This is a genomic window from Terrimonas alba (assembly GCF_042434975.1).
Classification (GTDB): domain Bacteria; phylum Bacteroidota; class Bacteroidia; order Chitinophagales; family Chitinophagaceae; genus Terrimonas_B; species Terrimonas_B alba.
The window spans coordinates 567689-593739 of record NZ_JBHMQM010000003.1; the positions used below are offsets into that span (position 1 = coordinate 567689).

The following is a 26051-nucleotide window of genomic DNA, read 5'->3' on the forward strand; positions in this document are numbered from 1 at the left end:
ACAATCATTTCAGTTTTCGTCTGCTGTTCCTTAGATGAAGTTAAAAGCAACCCTAATTTTCTGATTTACGATTGGTTATTTAAATCACAACTTTTAATTTATGCGTATGGGCGGATCAACCAACATTCTTTTCTCGCACTCCTATTTTCTCCGGTTTGACCCTAAGCAATGGGCAACGGGTCAGCCTTATGCGCCTATTGGCACTTTATATGCTGCGGCACTGATGAGGCAACATGGATACAACATTTCTTTTTTTGATACGATGTTTGCGCATGGTCCCGGAGACATCCTCCCGTCTTTAGCTAATCATAAGCCGGCTTTTCTTGTACTGTACGACGATGGATTTAACTATCTCACCAAGATGTGCCTGACCAATATGCGTGAGGCATCCTTTAAGATGATAAAGCTGGCGAAAGAAAACAATTGTACGGTTATTGTATCCAGTTCCGACTCCACCGATCATTATGAACAATACCTGCAGGAAGGTGCTGATTTTATTTTGCTGGGTGAAGCAGAACAAACGCTTTTGGAACTGGTCAGCATGATAGGGCAACAGCAAACCGATTTCCTCTCCATTGCAGGACTTGCTTATAAAGAAAAAGATGCGATCGTAAAAACGACAAAAAGAAATGTATTGAAGGATCTCGATAGTCTGCCTTTTCCTGCATGGGACCTCGTCGACATGGATATTTACCGGGAAACATGGTTAAAGCATAAGGGCTATTTTTCCCTGAACATGGCCACCACAAGGGGCTGTCCTTTTAAATGCAACTGGTGCGCCAAGCCTATTTATGGCAACCGGTATAATTCAAGATCACCCCGGAACGTCGTTACCGAATTAAAAATGCTGAAAAAGAGATTTGGGTTTGATCATATCTGGTTTTGCGATGACATCTTTGGTTTAAAACCGGGGTGGGTACATGAGTTCGCCGACTTACTGGAGAAAGAACAATTAAAATTTCGTTTTAAGATACAGGCAAGAGCTGATCTTTTGGTGCAGGAAAACTATGTACGGGATCTTGCCAGGGCCGGTTGTGAAAATGTATGGTTGGGTGCCGAAAGCGGTTCACAAAAAATCCTGGATGCCATGGATAAAGGCACTACTGTTGAGCAGGTATACAAGTCCACGGCGCTGCTGAAAAAAAATAATATCCATCCATCTTTCTTTATCCAGTTTGGCTACCCCGGTGAAACCAGGGACGATATTTCCAAAACGATCCGGATGATCAATGAACTGATTCCTTATGAAATTGGTGTTTCGGTATCCTATCCTCTTCCCGGCACCGTGTTTTATGAGCGGGTAAAAAAAGATTTGAAAGAAAAGACAAACTGGACCGATTCCGATGAACTGGCATTAATGTTCCGGAATACGTATGCGCCGGCATTTTACAAACAACTTCACCGCTATGTTCACAGGACTTACCGCAAGCATCTCGCTATTCAACAATTACGGAATTTATTGACTAAACCCTTTATGATCAGTTATGCGACGACAAAGAAAGCTCTATCCTTTTTTTATTACGCACCGGCGGCCTGGCTGGATAAAAGAAGATTGGACTCTCTTGAAAATATGCCGGCATGAGTGAACTAACCAACATAAACGAAAAAACGGTTGCCGCTGCGTTCAGCAAGCAAGCAAGTTTTTTTGATGACTTGTATGCCAATGATACCATTATTCAGTACAAAAGAAAAAGAGTACGGGATCATGTATTAGCTTATTTAAAACCCACTTCTTCCATTCTGGAATTAAATGCAGGCACCGGCGACGACGCGATCTTTTTTGCACAATTGGGCCATACCGTGCATGCGACAGATATTTCAGATACCATGCAGGTGATGTTAAAAGAAAAAGCAAGGCTGAACGGACTGCAAATGAGAGTCAGCACTGAATTATGTTCCTATACCACATTGGAAGATTTATCCAACAAAGGACCGTTCGATCTTATTTTTTCCAACTTCGCGGGATTAAATTGTACAAACGAATTAGCAAAAGTGTTGTCCTCTTTTGATGCCCTGTTGAAACCCGGAGGCTTTGTGACGCTGGTGTTATTGCCCAAATTTTGTGTTTGGGAATTTTCCCTGCTTTTTAAAGGAAAATTTAAAACGGCTTTTCGGCGGTTAAATGGCAGCAGGGGCGCAAAAGCGCATATTGAAGGAGAATATTTCCGCTGCTGGTATTACAATCCATCCTTTATCAAAAAAAATATCGGTAGCAATTTTGAAGTTATCAGCCTGGAAGGTTTGTGTACGTTTGTGCCACCATCCTATTTGCAGGGATTTGCGGAGATGCATCCAACCCTTTACCGGCGCCTGGTTAAAACAGAGGATAAATGGAAAACAAAATGGCCCTGGAAAACTATCGGTGATTATTATATTATTACTTTAAGAAAAAAATGAGAAGGCAATGGACAATAAGCAATAGGCAATGAGCAATAAACACTGTGAATTTTGAACTGCCGATTGCAAATCATCCGTTCCCCCACTAGCCATTCACCATACCCCATACCCTATTCCCTGCTCTTCAATTTCAGTTCAGTAAGTTTTTTTTCATATAAAGCCACTACCCTTTCCTGAAAAGCACCGGGATTTGAACGGGAAAAATGCTTCCCGGTTATTAGTTTCATCGAAAGCCCGTTTTTATTCCGTTCGCCTTTGATATCTTTTTTATTCCAGCGGCGGGTAGTCATTTTTTGCAGCCAATCATCAAGCCTGCTGCCTATGCTGGTATCAAAAACCGCTTCTATAACCTTTTTGCCTGGGACAACTGCTCTGTATGAATTAGATTTTTTGTTATGATCCGGCGTGGCCATAAACCGGTTACTCCAACTATTAATAGCAAAGAAATTATGGAACGCTTTATCGCCTCTAACTGGAATAAGCGTTGCAATTTCGGCAGCCGTAAAAATATTTTGCTCTTCGATCAGTAACGCTTCCTCATCGATGTAATAATTCATACAGAAATAATGCTGGTGGCCGGTCAGGAAAGTAAGCTTTTTGAAAAGATGCATGATCGTCCTGGCAATCCAAAGCCGGTTGGCCTTTGTAATGATGAAGAAATCGATATCTGCTTTTTCATCCGCAAAGTTCTTGGACAGGGAACCTGAAATTCCAACCGCCCTGACGAAAGGAAAGCCGTAAAGAAAACGACCGATGGCAAAAGCCTTTGGCAACAATTTTTCAGCCCTGCGATTGCCCTGCTTTCGCCTGATAGCAAGCAGCGGGTTATTGTGAAGAGAGAAAAAATCTTTTTTGATAAAGATCACCCGGTCAAGGAGCATCTGTTGCAAGGACTGTTCCATCCTGGCTTCACTTATGTTGCCGCCTGCAAATTGCCGGATCTCATCGCTGGTCAATGGGTATTGAAAAATATCAAAATAGGCCAGTATTTTAAGAACGGAAGTATCAATAAGTTCCTGTTCCAGGTATTGGTTGATTTCTCCCTGATCGATTGTTACCGGCATTGGCTGGGCGTGTTTGCATCAAAACGAAAAGAGCAAAAGATTGGTTGCCAGTAAGAATATAAGATTGCCAATTTTTATATAGCATCATTTCTGCCTGTCCATCCCGTGCTGTATTCGTCAGAACATGGCGGTGTTGTCTAATGGCAGATTGGATTGTTACAACTACAATCTGCCTGTCGGCAGACAAGTACAAAAAAGTATAACATCAAATTATTGAAAACCAATATCATTTTCCCGCAGCTAATATGTAAGTTTACGTGTTGTACACAAACTAAAAACCCAGTTATAATAATATAAAACGTGACATTTACCTTTTTTAAAACACGCATACCTATAAAAACAGTATTCTTTTTACCCTTGTTTGTACTTTCCATTAACTGCTTCGGACAAGACGATGTAAAAGGTTACTTAGAAGACACAAGCATTTCAGAAAATGTACTGAAAAAATTTCCTGCAGCAAATTTTTATGAAGACTTAGCCAGAATCTATTCTAATGGTAAGTGGGGCTATATAAACAAATTAGGAGATACCGTTCTGCCATTTATTTACCAAAATGCATCAGACTTTAATGAAGGTCTTGCGGCTGTTAAACTAAATTCCAAAATGGGTTTTATTAATAAAAAAGGCGAGGCTGTCATTCCCTTCCGATACAGTTATGCCGATAAATTTTGGAACCATTTTGCTATAGTGTCAGACGAAAAAAGTAAATACACTTTTATTAATAAAGAAGGCAAATTGCTAAGTTCTTTTATGTTTGATAATGTTGAATATTTCAACGACTTCGGTTTTGCTAATTTTAAAATTGGAGGTAAATGGGGTGTTATTAATAGTTCTGGAAAGATAATTGTGCCTGCTATTTCAAAATATCCCGTTGACCTTAGAGGGACTAAAGGAAACGTGACAACGGATACTGAATCATACCCTGTAGATGGCGAAGGGAAAAGAATTAAGTGACGGTCTTGTACTAAACTTTATAGCCATGCGTACAACAATGCATTGCTACAACTGTGGAGTGACGTACTCCTATTCAGCTTAACGAACAGCACGGCATCTGATTATCTTTTTTTTACGCCGTTGTTGGTGTTGTTGTTTGAATAACTTGTTGCTGTAAAGGACATACACCAACAACCGAATTGAGGAAGCTTTCTGGATAGTAATGAAATGTTCCTAGTCCGGAACTAAATTTGAAAGAGCACATAGTTCGAACACCAACGGCGCAAATGGATTGAATTGTTACAACTATTATCCAAAAAGGTATAACATTAAATCATTGAAAACCATTATCATTTCCCTCCAGCTAGTACCATAAATTTACGTGTTGGCTGTAATGTTTGACAGACCCTATAATTCAAAATGACTTTATCAAGACTGACATTTTTCTGGGCATGCTTATTCGCTCTGACAAGTTGCAAATCGCAAAGCGTCTTGCCCAAAAACTTAGACGACGCTGTTTTATACTTCCAACAAAAATGGACAAAGGCTGAACTCGCCAAGTTTAAAAATAAACCTGAGGAGGAAGCCGTGACTGAATTGCATTTTGGAACAGGTATGTGGATAAGGAACAATTGGTTCGCGGAGGGAGTAATAAAACATTGACAAAGTACTTTCATTCTTTAGGAATTTACCATCCTGACGACATCTCCTCAATCATCTTGACTTCTTTACATCGGACCTTGAACAAAAAGGATATCCGGCTAGACAAGCAAGTTAAAAGCTATAAAGCATATTGGAAGCCTATTATTGACTGCCACGAGCAACAAAAAGCTCAAGCTGTTTCTATTTACAAAAAATTCAAAACAGGTGATAGTATAACGATATACATGCCGGTTGACACTTCTGACGGAAATCGCAACGCAGTTTTATACGACTGCCCGACTACAGAATGGACTTTTGATGCAGCTAAGGACTTGGTTACAAAAGGAACAATTGTAAAGAAATACTTCATCAATGACACTGGAAACCTTTTTTTCACCGTTCGTATTACCTACATAAACCGCAAAGACACTCCCATTCTAATGGAGAGAATAAAAACAGGTGATAAGATAGATTTTCCATTGAGAGGGCTTACAATTGAATAGCATATAGCCAAAGGTGGAGATGACGAACAAATGCTGAAACCAGCAGAACTTTATTGAACTTATGTACTAAATTTAAGCTGACGAAATGCCATTTCCCCACCTTCGCCAAGCCGTTCAACGTTAGCGGTAAGCGTAACGAACGATATCATAAACGACAAACATTCAGACAAAATGAAAAAGACATCATTAATAGTTTTAGTTATTACAGCGTCTTTTCTTTCAGGTTTCGCATTTAAGACAATAATTACAAAACAAAATGAAAAAACAACAAAAATGAAAAAAGTAACAGGCATTGGTGGCGTTTTTTTCAAATGCAAGGACCCCAAAAAAATAACAGAATGGTATCAAAAACATCTTGGTTTAAACACAAACCCATATGGCGCAACTTTTGAGTGGTATGAAGGTTCAGACAGCACAAAGAAAGGACAAACACAATGGACTCCGTTTTCCGAAACGACAAAATACTTTGAACCTTCAACAAAGGACTTTATGATAAATTACAGGGTTGAAAACCTGGAAGCACTTGTTGAGGAATTAAAAAAGAACGGTGTGACCATTGTAGACAATATTGAAACTTACGACTATGGTAAATTTGTACATATCCTTGACGCAGAAGGAAACAAAGTTCAACTATGGGAACCCAAAGATTGAGTATGACAAAATAGTTGGTAGACGAACCAAATGATTAGCCAACAAAGGCAGACAGATTGCGGACTACTTTTGAAAACCACCGGGACTTTTGAACGACTATGGTTAAAGAATAAACTATCAATAAAATCATAAACGACTATGAGCAAGTTAATAATGTGGAATGTCATCACGCTTGATGGTTACTTTGAAGGAGAAAAAAATTGGGAACTTTCTTTTCATGAAACAGTTTGGGGGCCTGAAACGGAACGTTTCTCCTTAGAGCAATTAAATGCTGCTGATTATTTGGTATTTGGTCGCACTACCTATGAGGGTATGGCTGCATATTGGAAAACTGCCAAAGGCGAAATTGCTGATTTTATGAATAAACTTCCCAAAATAGTATGTTCCAGAACACTCAACTCCGTGGACTGGAATAACTCAATTTTGATAAAAGAAAATGTAGCCAATGAAATCGCTAAACTAAAAGCGAAGAGCAACAAAGACATGTATGTGTTTGGCAGCGCAAACTTGTCTGAAACTCTTATCAAAGAAAACCTCATTGACGAATATAGAATTTGCATTGCTCCTGTTATTATTGGTAAAGGAAGATATTTATTTGCAAAAGGATTGCCAGAAAGAAAACTGTCATTGATTTCTTCGCAGCCGCTAATGACAGGTGGAGTAATCCTCAAATACAACTCAATATAGCAGGAACAGCTAAGCTGCAGTCCGGACTGACAGTTATGAATATCTCACCTGCAGCAATATCAAAACGTTGCCTGCAACCTTTAACAACAGTACTAACTTGCGGCTGACTATAAGAAATTGACTTTTATAAATAATAACAACTTAAATGGATAATACAAGAGTATTTAAAATGTCATTTGCTGGTGTCTATCCGCATTATATTCAAAAAGCGGAGAAAAAGGGCCGCACAAAGGAAGAAGTAGATGCCATCATTTGTTGGCTGACAGGATATAGTCAACAAGCATTGCAACAACAAATAGACAAGAAGAGCGATTTTGAAACCTTTTTCGCCCAGGCACCCCAAATCAATCCAAATGTTTCGAAAATTACAGGTGTAATTTGTGGTTATCGTGTAGAAGAAATCGAAGATAAACTCATGCAAAAGATCCGTTATCTAGATAAGTTGGTGGATGAATTGGCAAAAGGAAAGACAATGGAGAAGATTTTAAGGAAGTAAGCGATGCCATATTTATGGCGAAAAAAAATTTGCAGCCTTCTTAAAAGTGAAAACGAAACATACATGAATCTTATCAAAGAAAACCTCGAATTTGCATTGCTCCTGTTATTACAGGTAAAGGAAGATATTTGTCTCCAAATGGATTGCCAGAAAGAAAACTGTCATTGATTTCTTCACAGCCGCAAATGACAGGTGGAGTAATCCTCAAATACAAATCAATATAGCAGGTACAGCCGGTCAACAACCACCCTGACGCCAACAAAAGTATCTATGTAAAGCTGTGTTCGTCATCATGATGCCATTGAAGCCATACTGATAGGAATGCTGATTACTGTTTCGTCATTGATGCTCATTTGCGGACCAAACTATTAATCTAATTCATCCTCTCCAGCAACCCGACCGCCTTACTGTCTTTAACGCCATTAAAAGATTGCTGATACACCACTTCTACCCGCAATGCCTTCAGACCGGTAATACCCTGCAGGTCCTTCAGCGTAAGCCATTCCATCCCGGGCCCGATATAATTGATGCTTTGCAGGTAACGCAGGTAGTTCATGTATTCTTTGGCTTCCTTATCTTGTGAATACACAATAGCAATTTTGCCGGGTTGAGTAAGCCGTTCATTTGTTTCCGTTACCAGGGCTTTATCAATCCGTTTTTTCATAATCTCATACCGGATATTATAGGCGCCGTCCACATCAAATCGCTTTTCTTCCATCCGGAAGCGTATAGCCAGCGGATTGCTGTGCACCAAAATGAGTGAACAGATATCAAGCTTTGTTTTTAAGTTAGGCTTCAACCGGTGTATGGCATTCTCTGTTTCACACATTACCAGCAATTGCCATAACCGCAGGTTCTGCAGGTATAATGGATGAAATGTTTTATGGTTAACCAGGCTTTGCCCGATATACAAATTATGTTCTACGCCATCTGTTTTATATTTTTCAAAATAATGGGGAAACATATTTTGCGCAGCCAACTGCGTTTTATCCAGGTAGGCGGAAACCTTATCATTAATCAGTTTTATACTTTGCTCATAGTCTTTCCGTTGCTTATATATCACGCCCAGTGAGGGATCTAATTGTTTTTCATAATCAAGCAGGGCTTCATGCAATTCAGGACTCAGCGTGTGCAGGTGATTGAATACCGGATAAATTTCAGTTTTTAAAAATTCCAGCACCTGGTTTTCATCGCCGGCGGCAAGACCTCCCTCCAATTTTTCAATATAGCGTTCAATGCGAAACTGAAGTTCTTTATAAACAGGCAAAGAAAATTTATCTACCGCCGTATCCAGCACCGCTTTAGCAAGCGTTAGTTGTTCCACCAAATCGCCCTGTATGGACAGGTTGCGCCGGGTGGAGGAACCTTGTATATCTACTTGCCCATACAGTGGATACACATCATTGAATACAATTTGCTCCATGCTGGCATCGGCAAAAAAACGCAGGCTGTTCACTAATTTCTCTGCTGCTTCCGTAAATCGCCAGGCAACAGTAGGATGGATAGCAGTGCACTTTTGGCGGATAATTGCCTCCAGTTGGTTTTCAAATTCCTCCTGCCACCGTTTTAATGCCGTTGTAAACAGAGGAACCACTTCCTGCAATTTGTGCGGGATAATGGCATTTAATTCATTGGCATTTTCGGAACCGAGCTCCAGCACCCCAATCAGTTCATCATTGTACAGTAATGGAATGGCTATATAACTTTTTAGTTTATGCTTAATCAGTTGAACGGACAATACATTTTTATCGACATCCCCATCCTCTATTTCCGGCAAAATGAATGGATTCTTTTTATTAAAAATGCATTGCTCTGAAACATCGTAAAATGCATCTCCAATTTTTTTTGTTTTTTTATCGCTCAGCACGATACTGTTCCAGAATCCATAACCCAATGATTGCAGTACGTTTCTTCCTTTATCCCAGGAAATAAAACCTGTTTTAAGATGAGGCACATTCAGCAGGGCGCCCAGGTTCGTTCTTATCCGCTCAACAATATCGGGCATTACCAGCGCATCTTTTTTCAACAAGTCATATTTCAGCGCCGAAATGGATTCTTCTCTCGTAACGTCAAAAAGCGTAACGATGGTGATCCCTTCCAGCACGAAACTCTTTGGCGGGATTTTCTTTTTCCATAATTCGATGTTGTCAAAATTATTTACCAGCTCCCTGATATCTTTTCCGGTTATTTCAATTTGTTGTAATGGCTTCAACTGTGCAAAATCACCATTAAAAAAAGCCCGGTACCGGTGCATAATACCCGTCTTTTTATCTCGGATATCAAAATAAAAATTGCGGGTATAGTTAATCCCGGCGCTATAAAGTGCATTCAATATGGAGACACAACCAAACACATACATAAAATTCACGTTGTTAAAGGGCACTCCTATATCTCCATCAGCGGCGTCGAGTACCCCCGCAAAGCGTTTGGTAACATTAAAGAAAAAAGGCTGGTATGGCAGGGTAACCGCTCTTGTTTCATTCGTAGTAGTAAGCGATGGAAAGAACGGCGACAACAACAGTTGAATATCTTCCTGGTTATTTTCAATAAAGGCTGTATCGGTAAATGGTTCCGATAATGCAGGGTTTTTGTTTATCCGCTTTAAGACTTCGGCAGCCCGGTCGGCTTCAAAGGAAGCCAATTCATTTAGTTGCCCCTGCCACCAGTCTATCACTTTCTTAAAACTGAAATGGGTAATAAACGGCAATTCAATATTGCCGGCGTATTCGCTGCTTTTTATATAACGGATGTAAGACATACCGAACTAATGTATAATTATGACGAAGGAACGGCTATTCAGAGGACAAATAATATCAGTAACTTTAATACAAAGATAAACTTCAGCGTGTATGGAAACTGCAACCACAACTTTACAGCCGGTAATTGAGACTTTTAAGCTGCAAACACGTCTTTTTCTTAACGTGACAAGGGATATTACGGAAGAGCATGCCAAAGCTCATTTTGGCGGCAGCCCTAATCATATAGCATGGATCACCGGTCACCTTGTTGCTACCCGCTATATGCTCAGCACGGTGCTGGGGCTTACCGACAGGGAACCCTATCCTGAACTTTTTGAAAAAGGAAAAGGAATTCAGGATGATATAAATTATCCCTCAATGGATAAGCTGACAGCGGGCTGGGAAGATTTTGCCGAAAAAATTATTGACCGGCTGGAAAGCCTGACCGAGGATGAACTACAGGCCGACCCGCCTATTCAAACACCGATTGGTGATAGCACCCTGCGGGGGTTTATTACATTTATCTGCCATCATGAAGCATACCATATTGGTCAGCTAAGTATACTGAAAAGGTATTTCGGCTATGAGCCGATGAGTTATGCATAAGTGATCATTAAAATAGCTGCTCAATTATTCTTCCCCTTTAACAAGGAAACATTTTCACTCCTTTCTGTTGCCAGGCTGTGTGAAGGCACACTCCAAGGCCCCCACTCCTTCTTTACGGACACACACTATGCCATAAATTTACGTTTGGCGGCTATGGCAGGTACATAAACATCATTATTCCGAACTTTTTAGTTAATGCAGGACAAGACTTGGCTATATGGCGGCTTACGCCGTTGATGTTTCTGTTTTGAACAACCCGTTGCTGTAAAAGACATACACCAACAACCGAATTGAGAAAGATTTCTGAATAGTAAATGAAATGTTCTTAGTCCGGTTGTTACTGATTAGAACTAAATTTGAAAGTGTACATAGTTCGAACACCAGCGGAGTAAAAGGGGTTAATATGATACCAACTCACCCATAGTTCATTGCAGCATTGCATAAACCAGCTTCCCTTTTTATTTTGTGCCGCGTTAAACCCGCTGATCCTTTTCCCGTCGAAAAAACTCAATGCTACTTATGAGAAACTATAACCTGCTGCTCATCCTCGTGCTGTTCTTTGCATCCTGCAAAAAAGATAACCCCGTTGACAGTCCCCCGCCTGCTGATTCAATGTATTTCCCGCCTGTTACCGGTACGGAATGGCAAACCACCTCTGCTGCTTCACTGGGCTGGAATGAAACAGAACTGAATAATCTTTATTCCTACCTGGAGCAAAAAGGCACGAAGGCCTTTCTTATTCTTAAAAATGGCAGGTTGGTGACTGAACGTTACTTCGGAAGTTTTACCGCCGACAGCAACTGGTATTGGGCTTCTGCCGGAAAAACTATGACGGGGCTGCTCATTGGCATTGCTCAGCAGGAAGGAATCTTAAACATCAGCGATAAAACATCGCAATACCTGGGTACAGGATGGACATCATTACCGGTTGCTAAAGAAAACATGGTTACAATCCGCCACCAGTTGACCATGACCACCGGGCTGGATGATGCAGTAACACCCGATAATGATTGCACGTCGCCATCCTGCCTGGTATACAAAGCAGATGCCGGCACCCGCTGGGCCTATCATAATGCTCCTTACACTTTATTAGATAAAGTAGTGGAAAAAGCCAGTGGCACTTCCTACAATAATTATTTTCAGCAAAAGATCAGGAATGTAATTGGGATGAACGGGCTATGGGTGAAGACAGGCTACAATAATGTGTATTACAGCAGTGCCCGCAGTATGGCCCGGTTTGGCCTGTTACTGCTAAATAAAGGTAAATGGGATCAAACACCCGTTCTACGTGATACCAATTATTTCACTGCGCAGATCAATACATCGCAGAACCTGAATTTATCCTACGGTCATCTTACCTGGCTGAATGGAAAAGCAAGTTATATGCTGCCATCACTCCAGTTTGTTTTTCCCGGTATGATGACGCCTTCCGCACCCGCTGATATGTACGCCGCACTGGGAAAGAATGATCAGAAGGTTTATGTAGTGCCTTCGCAAAAGCTTGTCGTCATCCGTATGGGCGAATCGGCAGGAAATGTGCAGTTAGCCGTTTCAAGTTTTGATAATGAACTATGGGGTAAGCTGAAAATGGTTATCGGGTATTGATTTAGTCCTTCTCCTCTCTACTAGAATCGAAAACTGTCTCACCGGCGATTTGGCCCAGGTCAACCCGTGTATAAGTCACTACAACAACCGGTAATCAAACGGTCATAGCCTCTCGATAACCCCGTTTAATCAAACGAATCACTACGCCGGCCCGGAGTTAGAAAAAAGTATTTGATACAGGCCGGGCAGAAGTGCATACGATACAATTAAACAATGCCAGGACAACTACAAGTTTCTTTATTCCCCTTTGGAGGACTGGTAATTTTATTCTCCTTTTACTTTCAGGTTTAGTAATACTACCCGGACATTTTCTAACTATACATCGAAAAAAACCGGCGCAGTTCCAGGTGATTAAACACAGTAAAAAAAAAATATGAAAATGAATTAAACCGGAAGAATAGAAGCGGGTCTGTATAAAAAATCATCTACTTATGAAAGCAACTCGTATCCTTTCGGGGATTATTTTCCTTACACTATCATGTCTTTATTTTATTTCCTGCAGCAAAGAGAAAGGCAATAGCCGTCTTTCCGTTTACCTGACCGACGCTCCGGCCGGTTATGATGCCCTCTATATTGATGTAGCAAAGGTGGAGATAAAAACAAGTTCAGACCAGGGCGATGACGGATGGCAAACATTGCCGGTGAACGCAGGCATCTATAACCTGCTCGAATTTACCAACGGTATGGATACTTTGTTGTCATCTGTTGAACTGCCTGCAGGTAAAGTATCACAGTTAAGATTGATATTGGGCTCAGCCAATTCAATCGTTGTGGATGGCGCCAGCTTGCCTTTACCCTTAGAGACGCCGTCGGCGCAAACATCAGGATTGAAGTTTAATATTCATGCCGACCTGGTAGAAGGCGTGGAATATAAATTATGGATTGATTTTGATGCAGCCCGTTCCGTGGTTGTTACCGGTAACGATAGTTATAAGCTGAAACCCGTGATCCGCACTTTTACCGAAGCAACCAGCGGCGCTATTAAAGGAAACATACAGCCCGCAGCAGCACAAGCTGCCGTATATGCGATTGCCGGAGCTGATTCATTAAGTGCTATACCTGATGGCGTGACTGGTAACTATTTGATTCGCGGCGTACCGGCAGGCACCTGGAAAGTGGTGGCAGATGGCAATAATGGATATACTGATCAAACTATCAATAATATACCTGTTACATTAGGACAAGTAACTGTGGTGGACACTATTACCCTGATACCATAAAATAGATTATTCAACAATTATAAAGGCCCTCCGTAATAATAGTCGGTTACGGAGGGCTTTTATTTTATTTATGCCGCTGTTGGTATGCAGGGCTGCCTATTACGCTGTTGTTGGTGTTTCTGCTGTGAATAACTTGTTGCTGTAAACGACATACATCAACAACCGAATTGAGGAAGGTTTCTGAATAGAAGTGAAATGCTCTTAGGCCGGTTGTTGGCGATTAGAACTAAATTTGAAGCGTACATAGTTCGAACATCAATGGCGTAAATATGACACCTCTTTTCATCGGAATAGTCTTTTTGGGTATCGGAATTGCTTTTTGTTTTCGCTATGGGTGGAAGAGGGTAAACGCCTATGTTCCGTTAATAATTGGAATGTTTTTGATCACCATTTCTACCTTCGGTCCCCTTTCAAAGACAAAAGCAGAAACGGTTAAAGTCAAGAACATCACAAGCCAACAAGTTACCTCTATTGTTCTTCAACCAACAGAAAAGAATGGAGTTAGAAGCATTGTTCAACACAATATTTTAATAGCCGAACATTCAACAATTGAGGAGATTTGTACAGCTTTAAATCAGGCCAATGTCGAAGACGAAAACTATATGAAAAACTTCGCAGAGGCCGGCAGCATCAAATTTAACCTGAAAGACAATTCCAGCTTTTCCATTGGACTCAAAAGAAAAGGACAGGCAATAAGAATTGATGTTAATTCAAGCGGAGAAAGTGGATGGCATTACACAGTTTTATCTGCAAATCGCATCAATAATATATTAGACAGAGTAACAAAATAAGGTACGCACAACATAGCTTGAATGATTATTTTTTCGAATCCGGGATAAATTCCTCCAAGTATCATCAATAGACCTGCCGGTTGCCTTTTTCTTTTTAACTTGTGCTGTACAATTTACTATTCAGCAAAATAAATGAAGGCATGAAACCCGTTATCGTTATCGAATATTGTCCTAAATGTCACTGGCTGCTGCGGGCGGCTTATATGGCCCAGGAATTTTTGACCACCTTTGAAAATGACTTAAAAGCTGTAACGCTTCAACCAAGCGAGATCAACGGTGATTTCCATATCACTATCGATGGCAAGAAAATTTTTGACCGGAAAGAATATGGCGGTTTTCCTGAGATTAAAGAACTGAAACAATTGGTTCGTGATATCGCAGCTCCGGGTAAGAGCCTTGGTCATACGGATACAAAACCACATCATACTGCCAACTGATTAATTGAATAATTATGACAGGCATTGTTTTATGCGGCGGTCAAAGTTCCCGGATGGGCCAGGACAAAGGGCTGATATCAACAGCTGCTTCTACATGGACACAAACTGCTGTTGACAAGTTGGCCGTCTTAAACATTCCTGTAAAAATTTCGGTTAATAAAGACCAATTCAACCAATACGCAAAATTATTTCCCGAAACAGACCTGGTTCCGGATAACACAACCTTGTCGCTAAAAGGTCCGCTCCTTGGGGTTTTGAGCAGCCACTTGCAATTTCCGGATGAAGACCTGTTTGTGCTTGCCTGCGATCTGCCATTGATGCAAACAGTTTTACTACAGGAGTTATATTCCCTATACCAGCAAGATTCAACTGATACAGCGTTTGTCTTTACCACAGACGGTGAGCCGGAGCCTCTTTGTGGGATCTATAAGGCCGGGGGATTAGCATTTATACTTTCACTTTTACAGTCAGGGCAGCTTTTAAAATACAGCATGAAATTTTCGCTGGATCATTTGCAGGTAAAATCGATTGCTGTTCCTGATGAGCAAAAAAAATATTTTAAGAATTTCAATGCCCACGCCGATTTAAACGGTTTGTAAACCCAGCTTTTCTTTTTCAGTTTTTGTAAAATCAGTTTTCGGCGCATCGCATAAGGCGCAGGTATAATCATCCGGCAGCGACTCGAATGAAGTATTGGGGCTGATATTTCTATCCGGTTCACCTGTCCCGGGATCATACACAGTAAGACAATGCTTACATTGATGAACAAAAGTTATTTCAGGTATTTTTTGTTCAACCTTCTTTACTGCCGGTTTCTTTTCTGTTTTTATTTTACTGGCCTGGTTATTATAAAAAGCGATCACCGCCCGCCGTAGCTGATCGGCCAGTAAAAACTTAGGATTATTCCGGCTGAAGACAAAGCCCGTTCGTTCATTGGGGTTAAAATCATGGGCGCACAAAATATCGTATACAAAAAACAACTCCACGCCCAAAAAGCGTAACAAAGCCTTTCGCTTTATCAAAATACTGCTGAAGACCTCACTTTTCTTTTTTGATTTTATACCGATACATACGCCGAATGTCCTGATGTCTTCACTATTCAACTCCTTTACCAGGTATTGTTTTAACTGGAGGCTATCACTGCAGTTTTCTTCTACCTGGAAATTGAGTTCATTGGCCGCATGCCTTACGTTGATCTGGTATTTTTCCAACAGGCGGTTCCAGGCCGCTTTATCTTTCTCCTCGATTCCCTTTATAATGATCGTTTTCCAGGGAGTAGAACATAACTGGCCAATTTTGGTATGCAGGCAGAGCAGGCACAACTCCTTCAGGAAGTCAATGCGAAATAATTCATTTCGCCGGTATATGCCCAGCCAATATTTATTGTTATAGCGGTTCAGGCCTTCATAGTATGGCAGGTTAAACGCCGGCAACACCGCGGGTTTTTCGGCTTTTTTTGTAATAAATTTTTCGACCGCTATTTTTTGAAACAGCTGTTCACCGTTGGCTTTCGCATTATCATAAAAATCGTCACGGTATTTAAAAATAGTTTGCTCTATTTCTTTTGAAAGCTTTGGTACATCGTTGGTGTATACCATTTCATTCCATTCATAAACCGTATTAGTTTTAGGAAAGCGGATGAAAAGATGCCAAAAATGTTGATCCGTCGCCGAAGCCACCCAGTTGATATTGCCCGTAAGCATGGGTGTAAAACTTTGGTTACTGTCCGATACATTTATCTTCAGCCGCGGCTGATAATCGATCGAATCAAAGATATCCTTGTAAACACCTTCGCTCAACCAGGTATTGTTGATAAAAACTTCTTCTGCAGGGTAACTGCTGATGATATTCGGAAATTCATCCGTTTCATTTTCGAACGGTATATCAAGGCGTTTTAATTCCTCCGTTAAAACATGAGCTGTTTCCGAAGGCACATCAATCAGCAGTTGCTGGCGCAGTCCAAAGCTTACATAATAGATTCCGGCTTTGGTGGCGGCCACCAAAATATTATACAATTCGCCGGGAGAAATAATTCCTCCCCTGAAATTCACTTTTATGATAAACCTGCTTTGCATCTATTTTATTGGGTTATTCCAAACTCCCTGGTTGCTTTGATAAAATTTTTACTCTCGTGGCCAGGGCGGCTCAATTTTACCAGCGCAAACCGCTGCAGCCTGGTCAGGTCACGCCATTGCTCCACACTCATATCGGTGTTTTGATCCACCAGCCTTTGTCTTACTTCAATCGGGATGCTGTATTGCAATCTCCATTCGGGATAGTTGTCTACGTCTAATAAAGTTGCATCCCTGTTGGTATGTTTTTTCACCAGGCTCCTCAAATACTCATGATACTGCTTTACTTCTTTTTCCGCTTCACAAGGCATACTGGCCAACTGGATTCTTTCACTAACAGTGAACTTAGTCCATTCGCTTAGCTTCAACTTGATCCCGGCTTTATCCATTTTAAATCTTACTATCATGGGGATACAGCGGATATTCTTTTCTACGAATTCTTCTTCAAATGAAAAATATTCTACCCCGTCTAAATCCCTGAATTCAGCAGGTATTGTTACCTCAAATAATTTTTTTTTCATGCAAATACTTTCTGCCAGTCCTTTATATTGATCATAATTTTCGACGATATGATAACCTGCACCTGTATATAACGCCTTAGCGGCCTGGAAATGGATACTCGTCTCCAGGATAGCGTAGCGGAAATTCAGCTCTCTCGCCCATTTCTCCAATTCATCTAATACCAAAATGGATAACCCCTGTCCCCTAAATTCCTTTTCAACAAACATTCTCTTTATCTCAACCGTTACTTTATTATATTCTTTGAAACATCCGCTGGCGACAGGCTTATCATTTACATATAACACAACAGCGGTTTTAATGTCAGGCACTTTATTATACTGATCGTAAGTAGCCTGGTCTTCTTTTAATTCATTCCACAGTTCATGATCGAGGCGAGTGATCAACAACTGAAAATCGGGATCATTGCTATCCGTTTTTTTGATTTTGACTCCTGTGTTCATTTGGCAAAACTGTTTTGTAACTTTTATGCTATTTTTAAATTTACTTGTAATGAATTGATGTTTGCTTCTAAAATGGCTTTCACTTCCGGGCGGCAACTGCCGCAACCCATGCCCGCTCCACTCAACTGGCACAATTGTAAATGATCCCTGCATCCTTCATTTATCTTGTTAATAAGATTGCCTTCACCTACGTTGTTACAACTGCACACCAATTTACCAATGACGGGTTCCGGCGCTTTGCCTGACCGAAGTAATTGTAAACGTTTTTCGCTCAACTCGATTTTGTTCTCAATCAGGTTGCGGTATTCGAGGAATTCCGTTTTATCACCGATCAAAATAGCGCCAATCAGCCGGTCATTGTGAATGATACATTTTTTATAATATCGTTTCGCTTTATCAATAAACACAACCTCTTCGTAGGCCGGATCATCGGGGTATTCTACTTCGCCCAGTGAACACAGATCCGTGCCATGCATTTTCAGGATATTCATCAATAAAGAACCGCTGTAATATTTAGAAATATCGCCGCTCAAATATCTCGCCACGATATCGGCCTGCTGTTCAGCAGCGGCAGTGATTCCATATAAAAATCCTTTGAACTCCGCTATTTCCCCAATGGCAAAAACGGATGGATCATTTGTCTGCAGGTATTCATTCACTACCACGCCGCGTTTACATTCCAGCTGGCTTGCCCTTGCTATTTCGATATTTGGCACGGTACCAATAGCGATCACAATAGCCTGGCAATTGATCATCAAACCACTTTTCAAACGAATGCCGGAAACCGTGGTATCGCCAAGGAATCTCTCGATTTCATCATTGTAATAAATATCGACGCCTTTATCAGTAAGTTCTTCATGCAGCAACTGGCTACCTAAAGGATCAAGCTGGCGGTCCATTAAACGGGAAATACGTTGAACGATCGTCACTTCCACATTTACTTCACGAAGAGATGCAGCCAGTTCAATACCCAACAAACCACCACCAACGATCACCACCCCGCCTTTTGAAGCGTCAACATGCTCTTTAAAATTATCTGCATCTAACCGGCTGCGCATCGTGAAAATGCCTTTCATCGCCGGCACATCCCGTAGCATTGCTGCGCGGCTGCCAGTCGCCATAATCAATATGTCATAGGAGTGAACATTTCCTTTATTGTCTGTTACGATTTTCTTTTCCCGGTCAATGTGCTCGATGCTTACGCCACGATGCAATTTGATATTGTAGTCATACTCTTCTTCATCAGTCATCTTAACAAGACTGTGCCACGGTAGCGTACCACTGATATAATCGGGAAGCAATACCCGGTTGTAAAAAGGAAAATCTTCTTTACTGAATATTTCAATTTCATCTTCCGTATTTAATGCCCGGTAGCTTTTTACAAAGCCACAGGCGCCTGCCCCCGCTCCAACAACAATAATTTTTTGTTTTGCTGTTTGATACAACCTTGCCTGTACAGCGCTGAATTTAAAGTCTGGTTCTTTACTCTTTGCATCTACCAAATTATTGGTGAGATTATTGGCCCGGTTCAGATCACTGTTCAATACCTTGCCCCAATGCATCGGCAGGAAGACCACGCCTTCTTTGATATCCGTCGACAATTTTGCTTTAACCCGCACATTACCGCGGTCATTAAAAACTTCTACAAGATCATTTTCTTTGATATTTCTGCGTGTGGCATCTTCCGGGTGAATTTCTAAAAAAGCTTCACTGATATGTTGGCGGAGTTTATTTACCTTACCCGTCTTGCTCATGGTATGCCAGTGATCCCGGATACGACCCGTAGTTAGGATCAACGGATGTTGTTCATTCACTCCTTCGCTTTGGTTACTATCGTCAAAGGAATGAATAATAGCTCTTTGAGATTCGGTATAAAATTTTTTATCCGTGAATAAACGCGGTGTGCCGTGGCCATTGATCTCTTTATTATAAGGCCATTGAACGGTTCTCTTCTTTTTTAGAATACTATAGTCAAGATTACTGATATCGATAGATGTTCCTTTTGTTAGGGCCGCATGCTCCGCATAAATCTCCCCGGCATTCTTAAAGTCAAAGCCACTGTACCCCATTTTTTTGGCGAAACGGCAAATGATCTCTGCATCGGGCAGTGCCTCACCCGGCGCATCGATAACTTTTGAGAGAAGGGAAATATAACGCCCCGCATTGGTCATGGTGCCTTCTTTTTCGGCCCATGCAGCTGCGGGCAAAACAACATCGGCATACGATAATGTTTCCAGTTTGCTGGTTACGTCCTGGACCACAATGAATTTAGCTTTCTTTAAACCTTGCTCTGCTTTGCGCACATCCGGCAAACTGATCAGCGGATTGGTGCAAAGAATCCAGATGGCTTTTAGTTTACCATCGTTCAGGGCATCAAACATTTCTGTTGCTGTCAGGCCGGGCTTTGGCTGGATCGTACCCAATGGTATCTGCCAGAATCTCTCTACTTCGTTGCGGTCTGTTTCATTCAACAGATCCCTGTGTGCCGGCAGTAAGTTGGAAAGACCTCCCACTTCCCGTCCACCCATCGCATTGGGCTGCCCCGTCAGGGAAAATGGCCCGGAGCCGGGTTTGCCAATATGGCCCGTAATTAAATTGAGATTGATCAGTGAAAGATTTTTATTCACCCCGATTACACTTTGATTCAATCCCATCGTCCACATGGTGATAAATCCTTTTGCACTTCCGATAAAAGAAGCCGCCAGCCGGATATCTTTTTCTGCTACACCACAGATAGCAGCCGCTTCAGCAATGGATCTTTCAAAAACAACTGCTTTATATTTTTCAAACCCCGCGGTATGATTTTGTACAAAGTCACCATCGATTTCATCTTCTTCGATAAGGCAACGGCCAATAGCATGATGCAGGGTGATATCGGTGCCGGGATTTAACTGCAAATGAAGATCAGCAATGGAACAGGTTTGTGTCTTGCGTGGATCACTGACAATAATTTTCAGCGCCGGATTTTTCTCTCTCGCTGCTTCTACTCTTCGCCATAATATCGGGTGACACCAGGCAGGGTTCGCACCTGCTACAAAAATGCAGTCCGCCAGCTCCAGGTCATCATAACTTACCGGTACACTGTCCTCACCCAAACTCATTTTATAACCCACCACCGCACTGCTCATGCAAAGCCGGGAATTGGTATCAATATTATTACTGCCGATAAATCCTTTGATCAGTTTATTGACGACATAATATTCTTCCGTCAGGCACTGACCGGAAGCATAGAAAGCGACCGAGTCAGGACCATATTTATCAATGAAAGTTTTGAATACCGCCGCCGTTCTTTCCAGGGCTGCATCCCATGAAACCCTTTGCCGGGGCTGATTGCGGCTATAACGCATTTCGGGATACAACAGCCTGTCAGATTTGTCATTCACCGTATGATGAAGGTTCATCCCCTTACTGCAAAGCATTCCTTTATTGACGGGATGGGAAGCATCGCCTTCGACAGAGACTCTGCCAAGCTTATCTTTTTTTACAACAATACCGCAACCTACTCCACAATAGCAGCAAGTCGTTTTATATTCTCCATCCTTATGAAGATGTTTTGAAAAATCGTCTATGGAATTTATATCACTCAACTTTTAATTATTTTTTTGTGACAAGCTTTAGCACTACTATCGGCTTTGGTTGCGCCTGCCTGCCGGTAGGCAAGTCGCAATCTTCATCCCTTTGTTCTCTACTGAGCGAAGTCGAAGTAGCGGCAACCCACCTCAATCTCCTACAGCATCGAGTCTCCGAAATTCGCCCCTTCAAGGAAGGGAAGATCTCTTACTACCTTCTACTAATCCAATCTTCATAACTATCGCCTCGTCTTTATATCTCTAATCACCATTCCCGAAGACTCTGATATTTTTTTGAATCCCCGAAAAGCGAGGGCTGTGTATTGGTGGTCCCGACATTTCGTCGGGATCGGGAGGGTTTTTACGCCGCCGCAGCCTCTGATATCGCCACCGGTTCTGCCAATTTATTTTCTACTTCCTTTTTACTCATTAATCGAACCACCAGCACCACAACGCCTACAGCAAATACCGCGGCGCCGAGATAAAGAAATGCTGCTGAATAAGACATCGATTTAAATAAAAAGCCAATTACCATCGCGCCGATATTACCTCCCGCACCTACGATACCGGCTACACTGCCTACTGCTTTTGGATTAATAAACGGAACAATACTATAAGTTGCCCCATTGGCCATTTTTAAGCACAAGCCAAAAAAGAACATCATGGTGATAGCCAATACTAAACCTCCGGCATTGGAAAATAACATGATGCCTACGCCTTCCAATAGTAACAGAATGGCCAACAGGCTTACCTTCCCATTAAAACCAAAACGCTTACCCACTTTGTCAGATACAATACCACCCAATGCACGGGCAAAAAGATTGAGCCAACCAAAAAGACTGGCCAACAAGCCTGCAAAAATTAAGGTGGCTTTATAGTCATCATGAAAATAAGAGGCGGCAAAATTGTCAACCGTGATCTCAACACCGAAACAAGCAGCATAGGCTATGGTCAATACCCAGGTACGATAATCTTTAGCAGCTATTAAAAAAGTATTTTCTTTTTTCCCTGTTTCTGTCACCGGCAATTCATCGAAATTGCCTGCCGGTGTGTCTTTGGTATATTTCCAGTACAGCCAGGCCATTACCAATAATAATATCCCGGGAACAATCATAGCATATCTCCAGCTATCGGCCTGGCTTACCCAACCTGCTCCCACCAATCCGGCTGCGATCAAGGGCATCATTATCTGTGTGGCGCCACCACCTGTATTTCCAAAACCACCCGCCGTTGCATTGGCGGTACCTTTGATATTGGGTGCAAACATCACTGATGTATGAAACTGTGTTAATACAAATGAAGCCCCGATTACCCCAATTCCCAGGCGAAATAACAGGAACGTGATATAACTATCGGCCAGTCCGATCAACATAACCGGGAAAGCACAAATCACCAGCAGCCAGGTATAAACTTTACGTGGACCATATTTATCGGTCAGCCTGCCAATAATTAATCTTGCGATGATGGTAGCACTGACCGCAGCAATAGCTACATTTCCCTTTTGGGCCTTGGTTAAATGCAATGACTCACTGACCAATGGCATCAATGGTGCAATACCAAACCAGGCGAAAAAACAAAAGAAGAAAGTAAGCCAGGTAATATGAAAGGTTTTCATTTGAACACCCTTCAATGAAAAAATGTTGAGCTTATCCAGTGGCTGCAGTAATGATTTTTGTTCCATGAACCGGTTTTTAAATGTTTAACAGAATCAATGTATATCGTCAATTGAAAATTTATCGATCAATAAGTTCAACAGCTTGTCATGCGTAGTCATATATGCCTGATCATGCACGATTTCTTTTTTATTGCGGGGACGGGGAAGCGTTACATCTACGATCTCCTTGATGGTAGCGGCGGGACCATTGTTCAACACTACTACCCGATCGCTGAGGAAGATGGCTTCTTCAATATCATGCGTTACCATTACAATTGTCTTTTCCCGGTTATCAAGGTTCCAGAGTTTCAGCAACTCAACATGCATATTACTTTTTGTCAGTGCATCGAGTGCGCCAAAGGGTTCATCCAGCAATAGAATAGAAGGATTGATAGCAAAAGCCCTGGCAATAGCGACACGCTGTTTCATACCGCCGGACAGCTGGCCGGGCAGTTTGTCTTTATGATCCCACAAGTTTACCTGCTTCAGATTTTTTGCCACCAGTTCTTTCTTTTCAGCTGTCGACAGATCTTTCAGGGCTGAATCAACAGCTTCATAAATATTCTTATATACACTAAGCCAGGGCAGCAGCGAATAATTCTGGAAAACAATTCCCCTGTCAGGCCCCGGACCTGTTACGGCTTTACCATTGGCGAAAACGGAACCGCTGGTTGGTTTTACCATGCCGCTGATGGCTCCCATCAAAGTGGACTTACCACAACCGGAATGTCCGATCAACGAAACGATCTCGCCTTTTTTAACGGATAAAGAAATCTCTTTGATCGCGGTGTAGATACCGTCTGCTGTTTTAAAACTTATTGTCAGGTTATCTATCTCTATAGCATTTCCATAAATGGCCGAGCCGATTAATTCTTCAGCTATCGAAGCAGTATCTATTTTTACTACAGGAGTTTCCATGATTCGCTTTTTAAAATTTTAAAATGGTTATGATGCATAACTGTATTTGTGCTGCAATGCAGAAAATGCTCTGTCCAGCAACAAACCAATCACACCGATGATTAATATCGCCGCTACCACTTTTTCAAGGCTCGAAGCATTCCAACTATCCCATACAAAAAAACCGATACCGGCGCCGCCGGAAAGCATTTCGGCGGCAACGATCACCAACCAGGCTACACCGATACTTAATTTCAGCCCGGTAAAAATATAAGGAAGACTAAACGGCAAATAAATTTTGGTGATGGTCTTCCATTTTGAAAATCCAAACGCCTTGCCCACGTTTTTATGATCGTTGGGAACAGAAGCAACCCCCAGCGCTGTATTCACCAGCGTTGGCCAGATACAGGTAATAAAAACGGCGAAGACTGCGGCCTTATCCGATGCTTCAAACAATGCAAGTCCTAGAGGAAACCATGCTAATGGAGAAACCGGGCGCAATACCTGGATAGCGGGATTTAATATCCGCATCATGGTTTTACTGGAACCAATCAGGTAACCGACAGGTAGTGCTACCATGGTAGCTAACAGGAATCCTTTAAACACCGTCACCAACGATTTCAACAACTGGTGACCGATGCCCTTATCATTGGGACCGTTATCATAAAAAGGATCTTTCCACAGATCATATAAAGTGCCCAAAACTTTTGAGGCCGACGGAATAGGTATTTTGTTGGACGCAGTAATCCAGCTGGCTATATCAAACAGGCCCAGCAACAGGGCAATTCCTATTATAAAATAAACGGCCGGTAAAAACTTTTTTATCATAACCTTTTTTTTAATGTTTGGTGCCTAACAGTCTTCGCCTCTGATTTATTTTTGGATATAAGCGGCAATATTTGCCGGATCAAATGTTTTATTTTCAATAGTTAGTTTAAACGGCTTCATGTCATCGTTGGGCGAAGGGACTTTCATTTCCGCTATCACTTCATTGTACAGATCCTGCATGACAATTTTATCAGCAATGGCTTTATAATCGGCAGGCGCAGTCTTTAACAAACCCCACTCTACATATTTCGCCAATGCCCACATACCATAACTTTTGCGGGGGAAATTAGTGTTGCCGCCATCAAAAAATTTCATGTAGTCGTCAGTATACTTTTTTTCACCAAACTTGTTACCCACGTTATTGATACCCATCAGCCTGGCTTCAATTACCGCTGCTGGTGCATTTACATATTGTTGCTGACCGATAACCTCAGCTGCTTTCTTCCTGTTCTCCATGGTGTCCAACCACTGAGAAGCCCTGATGACCGCCTTCATGATTTTCTTCAGATCATCTTTTTTATCAGCACTGAATTTCTCATTCACCACCAGCGCTTTCTCAGGATGATTTTTCCAAATTTCCTGCGACGCAATATGCGTGAATCCGATGCCATCTTTTACGGCCACTCCATTCCAGGGCTCACCGACACAATAGCCGTCCATATTATCCACTTTCATATTCGCAACCATTTGCGGAGGAGGAATGGTTTTGATCCCTACTTTTTTAGCATCCACGCCTACCGCTGACAACCATGTACGCAACCACAAATCGTGGGTGCCGCCAGGGAAGGTCATGGCGAATTGCACTTGTTTAGTTGCATTTAATTTATCAACCGCAGAAGCTACTTTCGATGTTTCATTATTGCCCACCAGGTCGCCGAATTTATTAGCGAGTGTAATGGCCTGTCCATTGTTATTAAGGATCATGGCAACTTTCATCACACTTTCAGCTTTACCGCCAACACCGCTATATACGGAGAAAGGCATACTGAACAAACAATGGGCTCCGCTCAACTCACCTGTTATTACCTTATCACGGATATTGGCCCAGGATGCTTCTTTCGACAATTCAACATTTACTCCTTCCTGTTCAAAGTAGCCAAGTTCTTTGGCCATTATAAGCGAGGCACAGTCGGTGAGCGGAATAAATCCAAGTTTATAGGCTGTGGCTGTTTCTTTCTTTTCTTCTGCGGGAGCACCTTTTGTTTCGCTGTTGCAGGAACTAAAAGTGGCGAGTGCAAACAGAGCGATGAATAAAACAGAAAATATATTGATAGTTAATTTTTTCATTTCGTTGTGTTT

23 protein-coding genes are annotated in these 26051 nt (G+C 41.7%); 14 read left to right on the forward strand and 9 right to left on the reverse strand.

Features of this window, described 5'->3' with window-relative positions:
- The first annotated feature begins 100 nt into the window (after window positions 1-100).
- Window positions 101-1582: a B12-binding domain-containing radical SAM protein gene (locus tag ACFEL9_RS11310; protein WP_385889749.1), complete on the forward strand. Its 1482-nt coding sequence runs from the start codon at window positions 101-103 to the stop codon at window positions 1580-1582.
- Window positions 1579-2397, forward strand: a complete 819-nt coding sequence (locus tag ACFEL9_RS11315) for a class I SAM-dependent methyltransferase (RefSeq protein WP_385889752.1) — start codon at window positions 1579-1581, stop codon at window positions 2395-2397. The genes ACFEL9_RS11310 and ACFEL9_RS11315 overlap by 4 nt, the downstream gene beginning before the upstream one ends.
- A gap of 110 nt (window positions 2398-2507) precedes the next feature.
- On the opposite strand, the gene ACFEL9_RS11320 is transcribed toward ACFEL9_RS11315, so the two are convergent.
- On the reverse strand, window positions 2508-3461 hold the full coding sequence (locus ACFEL9_RS11320) for a hypothetical protein (RefSeq protein ID WP_385889754.1): 954 nt from the start codon (window positions 3459-3461) through the stop codon (window positions 2508-2510).
- A 300-nt stretch (window positions 3462-3761) separates the two neighbouring features.
- Between ACFEL9_RS11320 and ACFEL9_RS11325 the strand changes: the two genes are divergently transcribed.
- The 6 genes from ACFEL9_RS11325 to ACFEL9_RS11350 all read left to right on the forward strand — a co-directional run bounded on the left by ACFEL9_RS11325 (window position 3762) and on the right by ACFEL9_RS11350 (window position 7373).
- Window positions 3762-4415 carry a WG repeat-containing protein gene (locus ACFEL9_RS11325; RefSeq protein WP_385889756.1) on the forward strand — a complete coding sequence of 218 codons (654 nt, stop codon included), beginning with the start codon at window positions 3762-3764 and terminating at the stop codon, window positions 4413-4415.
- A gap of 399 nt (window positions 4416-4814) precedes the next feature.
- The gene (locus tag ACFEL9_RS11330; protein WP_385889759.1) at window positions 4815-5057 is read left to right on the forward strand and encodes a DUF6794 domain-containing protein; all 243 of its coding nucleotides are present in this window, start codon (window positions 4815-4817) and stop codon (window positions 5055-5057) included.
- Window positions 5012-5539: a DUF6794 domain-containing protein gene (locus ACFEL9_RS11335; RefSeq protein WP_385889762.1), complete on the forward strand. Its 528-nt coding sequence runs from the start codon at window positions 5012-5014 to the stop codon at window positions 5537-5539. The genes ACFEL9_RS11330 and ACFEL9_RS11335 overlap by 46 nt, the downstream gene beginning before the upstream one ends.
- Before the next feature lie 171 nt (window positions 5540-5710).
- On the forward strand, window positions 5711-6190 hold the full coding sequence (locus ACFEL9_RS11340) for a VOC family protein (RefSeq protein WP_385889765.1): 480 nt from the start codon (window positions 5711-5713) through the stop codon (window positions 6188-6190).
- A 138-nt stretch (window positions 6191-6328) separates the two neighbouring features.
- Entirely contained in the window at window positions 6329-6877 is a 549-nt protein-coding gene (locus ACFEL9_RS11345) for a dihydrofolate reductase family protein (protein WP_385889768.1), read from the forward strand.
- Window positions 6878-7022: 145 nt separating this feature from the next.
- On the forward strand, window positions 7023-7373 hold the full coding sequence (locus ACFEL9_RS11350) for a DUF2200 domain-containing protein (RefSeq protein ID WP_385889770.1): 351 nt from the start codon (window positions 7023-7025) through the stop codon (window positions 7371-7373).
- A gap of 373 nt (window positions 7374-7746) precedes the next feature.
- Here ACFEL9_RS11350 and ACFEL9_RS11355 read toward each other — a convergent pair whose 3' ends face one another.
- Window positions 7747-10131, reverse strand: a complete 2385-nt coding sequence (locus ACFEL9_RS11355; protein WP_385889772.1) for a hypothetical protein — start codon at window positions 10129-10131, stop codon at window positions 7747-7749.
- Between the two features lie 91 nt (window positions 10132-10222).
- On the opposite strand from ACFEL9_RS11355, the gene ACFEL9_RS11360 reads away from it, so the two are divergent.
- From ACFEL9_RS11360 to mobA, 6 genes are all read left to right on the forward strand, one after another.
- Window positions 10223-10717 (forward strand): DinB family protein, encoded by a 495-nt coding sequence (locus tag ACFEL9_RS11360; protein ID WP_276502584.1) that lies wholly within the window; start codon window positions 10223-10225, stop codon window positions 10715-10717.
- A gap of 519 nt (window positions 10718-11236) precedes the next feature.
- Entirely contained in the window at window positions 11237-12322 is a 1086-nt protein-coding gene (locus ACFEL9_RS11365) for a serine hydrolase domain-containing protein (RefSeq protein WP_385889774.1), read from the forward strand.
- A 431-nt stretch (window positions 12323-12753) separates the two neighbouring features.
- A complete protein-coding gene (locus ACFEL9_RS11370; protein WP_385889776.1) occupies window positions 12754-13542 on the forward strand; it encodes a DUF4382 domain-containing protein in 789 nt (262 codons plus the stop codon).
- Between the two features lie 374 nt (window positions 13543-13916).
- Window positions 13917-14333, forward strand: coding sequence for a hypothetical protein (locus ACFEL9_RS11375; protein ID WP_385889779.1), 417 nt, complete (start codon window positions 13917-13919; stop codon window positions 14331-14333).
- A gap of 140 nt (window positions 14334-14473) precedes the next feature.
- Window positions 14474-14770, forward strand: coding sequence for an Rdx family protein (locus tag ACFEL9_RS11380; RefSeq protein WP_385889782.1), 297 nt, complete (start codon window positions 14474-14476; stop codon window positions 14768-14770).
- 14 nt (window positions 14771-14784) lie between these two features.
- Entirely contained in the window at window positions 14785-15369 is a 585-nt protein-coding gene (gene mobA, locus ACFEL9_RS11385) for a molybdenum cofactor guanylyltransferase (protein WP_385889784.1), read from the forward strand.
- Here the strand turns inward: mobA and ACFEL9_RS11390 are convergent.
- The 7 genes from ACFEL9_RS11390 to ACFEL9_RS11420 form a co-directional block, all read right to left on the reverse strand.
- Window positions 15355-16845: a rubredoxin gene (locus tag ACFEL9_RS11390; RefSeq protein WP_385889786.1), complete on the reverse strand. Its 1491-nt coding sequence runs from the start codon at window positions 16843-16845 to the stop codon at window positions 15355-15357. The genes mobA and ACFEL9_RS11390 overlap by 15 nt on opposite strands.
- Window positions 16846-16850: 5 nt before the next feature.
- Window positions 16851-17804, reverse strand: coding sequence for a nitrate reductase associated protein (locus tag ACFEL9_RS11395; RefSeq protein WP_385889788.1), 954 nt, complete (start codon window positions 17802-17804; stop codon window positions 16851-16853).
- A 23-nt stretch (window positions 17805-17827) separates the two neighbouring features.
- Complete coding sequence (locus tag ACFEL9_RS11400) at window positions 17828-21391, reverse strand: molybdopterin-dependent oxidoreductase (RefSeq protein WP_385889790.1); 3564 nt, start codon at window positions 21389-21391, stop codon at window positions 17828-17830.
- Window positions 21392-21734: 343 nt separating this feature from the next.
- Entirely contained in the window at window positions 21735-23054 is a 1320-nt protein-coding gene (locus tag ACFEL9_RS11405) for an MFS transporter (protein WP_385889793.1), read from the reverse strand.
- 27 nt (window positions 23055-23081) lie between these two features.
- The gene (locus tag ACFEL9_RS11410) at window positions 23082-23945 is read right to left on the reverse strand and encodes an ABC transporter ATP-binding protein (RefSeq protein ID WP_385889795.1); all 864 of its coding nucleotides are present in this window, start codon (window positions 23943-23945) and stop codon (window positions 23082-23084) included.
- Between the two features lie 27 nt (window positions 23946-23972).
- Complete coding sequence (gene ntrB, locus ACFEL9_RS11415) at window positions 23973-24752, reverse strand: nitrate ABC transporter permease (protein ID WP_385889797.1); 780 nt, start codon at window positions 24750-24752, stop codon at window positions 23973-23975.
- A 45-nt stretch (window positions 24753-24797) separates the two neighbouring features.
- A complete protein-coding gene (locus tag ACFEL9_RS11420; RefSeq protein WP_385889799.1) occupies window positions 24798-26039 on the reverse strand; it encodes a CmpA/NrtA family ABC transporter substrate-binding protein in 1242 nt (413 codons plus the stop codon).
- Window positions 26040-26051: the final 12 nt, after the last annotated feature.